General features: G+C 33.1%; 4 protein-coding genes. All 4 read right to left on the bottom strand.

Annotation, left to right across the window (positions count from 1 at the left end; translation table 11 throughout):
* Positions 1-293 (bottom strand): deoxyribodipyrimidine photo-lyase (locus C0512_RS15295; RefSeq protein ID WP_290863126.1); only part of this gene is annotated, 293 nt, incomplete at its 3' end.
* A 64-nt stretch (positions 294-357) separates the two neighbouring features.
* Positions 358-1008 (bottom strand): flavin reductase family protein, encoded by a 651-nt coding sequence (locus C0512_RS15300; RefSeq protein ID WP_121314498.1) that lies wholly within the window; start codon positions 1006-1008, stop codon positions 358-360.
* On the bottom strand, positions 1005-1304 hold the full coding sequence (locus C0512_RS15305) for a TIGR03643 family protein (RefSeq protein WP_121314499.1): 300 nt from the start codon (positions 1302-1304) through the stop codon (positions 1005-1007). The genes C0512_RS15300 and C0512_RS15305 overlap by 4 nt, the downstream gene beginning before the upstream one ends.
* A 174-nt stretch (positions 1305-1478) precedes the next feature.
* Complete coding sequence (locus tag C0512_RS15310) at positions 1479-1715, bottom strand: hypothetical protein (protein WP_290863130.1); 237 nt, start codon at positions 1713-1715, stop codon at positions 1479-1481.
* Positions 1716-2040: the final 325 nt, after the last annotated feature.

Consider the following 2040-nt stretch of genomic DNA (forward strand, 5'->3'; position numbering starts at 1 on the left):
TGGCTGAATAATTTTTGAACGGCTATATCTCTATCAAAAGTTAGTTGGTTGCCGGTTTCCTGATGAGAAAAGACCGTATTGATTTGATAAATAGCTGACAAAGCTTCGAAAACAAATTCGGCTTCTTGATGAAAAATATAGAGTTGAGCGGAAACCTTATTTAGATGGTTTTGCAAATCTTGTAATGATTCATAAATAAACCGCCAGTGTCTGATATCTGAATCGTGATAATTCATTACAGAAGGTTCAAAACAATACAATAATAAAATAGGCACTTCTTGTTGTTGCGCCATCCATAAGGGTTCGTGATCGGTAAGTCTCAAATCCCTTTTGAACCATACAATATTGATTACTTTTCTATTCAATGGCAAAGATTGAAGTTATTTCTTTATCAGGTTTGGCGTAACTCAAACGGTCTAATCGAATTGTTTTGTGATAACTATCTAAACCGGAACAGGTAATGGTGTTGGCTTTTTCAATATCGATAAACCCATCTTCAAACAAACAATCTTCAGGAACAGAAATTTGTACAATCTCACCAACAATCATAGTCGTATTATTTATGGTGATATCGACTTTTTCTCTCAGTGCCATACCCAATTGTATAGCGCTTTCTTTTACAAATGGCGCTTGAAAGTCTTTTTTAAATTCGTGCGTTAAACCAACGGCTTCAAATTCGGACACCATAGAATCATATCGTGCAGAGGTTTGATGCGCTTTTTGATAAATAGCTTCATTGATATGATTTAAAGTGTAAAAGCCTGTACCGATAATATTTCTTAAAGAATCTCGCTCCGGCGGACTTGGTCTGAAAATCAAAGCCACAAGCGGCGGATTAGCGCCGAGGTGAAAAACAGAACTGAAAATGGCTAAATTTAAATTGCCTGATTCAGATTTGGTTCCAACCAGTGCAACACTTTTAAATCCACCCAAACTATTGATAAGATGAACCCGAACTTGCTTGTCTAAAAGTTTTATATCTGTTGCGTCCAAACAAGTATTTTTCATCTTCGTTTTGAAATTTTATTGTTCGATATGGCTCGTTGTAAGTTGCATTTAAAACGATCTATTCCGTCAACACGTTTGGCTAAATGTTTGGTTTTGCAGTTTTCAACGCGTTCGCGCCACAATTTGTAACTGCTGAACTTTAACTCTTTTTTCATCAAAGCTTTTACATCAGCTTCCGACAAATTAAATTGGAATTTTATGGCATCAAAAGGAGTTCGATCTTCCCAGGCCATTTCGATAATTCGATCTGTGTCAATTTCAGATAAACCACTTTTTTCTTGTTTTGCAAACACCATACCATTATTGTTTAACGTTTAATAAATAAAGTTAAACAAAAGTATTGATTTTAAAATTAATAAAAGATGAATTGATAAGAAGATTATGAAATTGATAACACTCCAAATCATACAATCCTTGCATCTGAAGAAACAAGGATTAAGAAATAATAGTGGAATTTGTCCTAAAGAGGTTTACTTTTTCGAACCTGTAGTAATATCATCAATTTTGATTACTTTTTTTAAATTCTCACACAAAGGACTTTCCAATAATCTGATTTGGGTTGCCACTAATTTGGAGACTTCAGTTGCGCCTAACAAAGAATAATGAGTGTTGTCTGTTTTTCCTTCGGGATAGTAAGCCACTTCACCGGGTTTAAAATGCAGGTGCAATTCTTTAGATTTTTCAGGACCATAAGCGATTTCTAACATTTCGGTATGGAATTCTAGTTTCTTGGGTTTATTCAATGTGTGTGGAAATTAAAAGGGTATTATATATTTAGGAAAATAAATAAACAATGATTGTCAATTAAACTAAAAACGAGGAAAAAAAACAACATCCTAATAATAAGAACACAATTAGATTTTTTGGTTTTTAACTTCTTAATAGTCAACAAAAAAAGTGTATTGATGAAGCACAAACCATCAAATTCATCGAATCACATTGTATGTGAAATTGGTAATTCAATTTCATCTGTGCTAAAAACAATTCTTAAGATAAATTTTGTTGAAGATATATTCAAAAAAAGTATCTTTG

It is taken from the genome of Flavobacterium sp., assembly GCF_013822155.1.
In the GTDB taxonomy this organism is placed as follows: Bacteria; Bacteroidota; Bacteroidia; order Flavobacteriales; family Flavobacteriaceae; genus Flavobacterium.

Bases quoted from the DNA above. Each gene is read 5' to 3' on its own strand.
- C0512_RS15300 (WP_121314498.1), bottom strand. From the start codon at position 1,008: ATGAAAAATACTTGTTTGGACGCAACAGATATAAAACTTTTAGACAAG.
- C0512_RS15305 (WP_121314499.1), bottom strand. From the start codon at position 1,304: ATGGTGTTTGCAAAACAAGAAAAAAGTGGTTTATCTGAAATTGACACA.
- C0512_RS15310 (WP_290863130.1), bottom strand. From the start codon at position 1,715: ATGTTAGAAATCGCTTATGGTCCTGAAAAATCTAAAGAATTGCACCTG.